Annotated in this window: 1 protein-coding gene; it reads left to right on the top strand. The window is 56.4% G+C overall.

The genetic code is table 11. The features are described from left to right. The coding region (locus A7A77_RS17305) for a site-specific integrase (protein WP_216635621.1) at positions 1 to 811 on the top strand (811 nt) is incomplete at its 5' end. Between the last annotated feature and the right edge of the window lie 30 nt (positions 812 to 841).

Here is an 841-nt window from a genome sequence, read left to right as displayed (position 1 = left end):
GGGGCGACGTGGGCTGAAAACAGCGCTTACAATGATGAACTGGCTGGTGAAAGAGGAACTCGCCAGTCGCAACCCCTGCATTGGACTTCGCGTTGCCGACCCTGTGCCAGTGCGAGAGAAGCGCCGTCCTTTCTCAGCAAACCAACTAGAGCGAATCTTTACAGGCGAGCCCTTCGAAGACCTCGACGGTGTGCGTGACGGTAAGCGTATTCCGACATCGCCCGCGCACTTTTATGTCCCGCTTATCGCGCTGTTCAGCGGCCTGAGGCAGAACGAAATCTGCCAGCAGACCGTAGATGATATCGTCGAACTCGATGGCATCTTCTGCTTTGTGGTGAAACCAGACACCATGTTGGGCAAGCGTGTGAAGACAAATTCGAGCGAACGCGTTGTTCCAATCCATCCCGCTTTGATTCGCGCACGAGTGCTCGACCACTGGCGCCGCTGCTGCACGGCTCGCGAAACCCGTCTTTGGCCTGAGTTGGAACTGGATCGATTTGGCTACGCATCAGCCTACTTCTCGAAGTGGTTCGCGCGCTACCTCATTAGAACAGGAGCCAAGGCGGACCGCACCACATTTCATAGCTTCCGTCACTGCTTTCGCGATGCGATGCGCGCTGGACGCGTGGAGCGTGAACTGGCTTTCGCGTTGGGTGGTTGGACTGGTTCACGCTCAGGCGCAGTGGCTGTCGGCGATATATACGGCAGCGGCTTCGGCATTGGTGTGCTCAGCGAAGCGATTTCGAAAGTCCACTATGATGTTCCTGCGTTGTCGAGCCTGATGGAGAGGGCCGAAGTGATCGACCCTTAACAGTTGTGTCACACTTGATTGCGGGAAAAT

The sequence above is a fragment of the Croceicoccus bisphenolivorans genome (assembly GCF_001634625.1).
GTDB lineage: Bacteria > Pseudomonadota > Alphaproteobacteria > Sphingomonadales > Sphingomonadaceae > Croceicoccus > Croceicoccus bisphenolivorans.
Note: the sequence above shows the minus strand (reverse complement) of the source record. Positions and strands in the feature narration are given on the sequence as shown.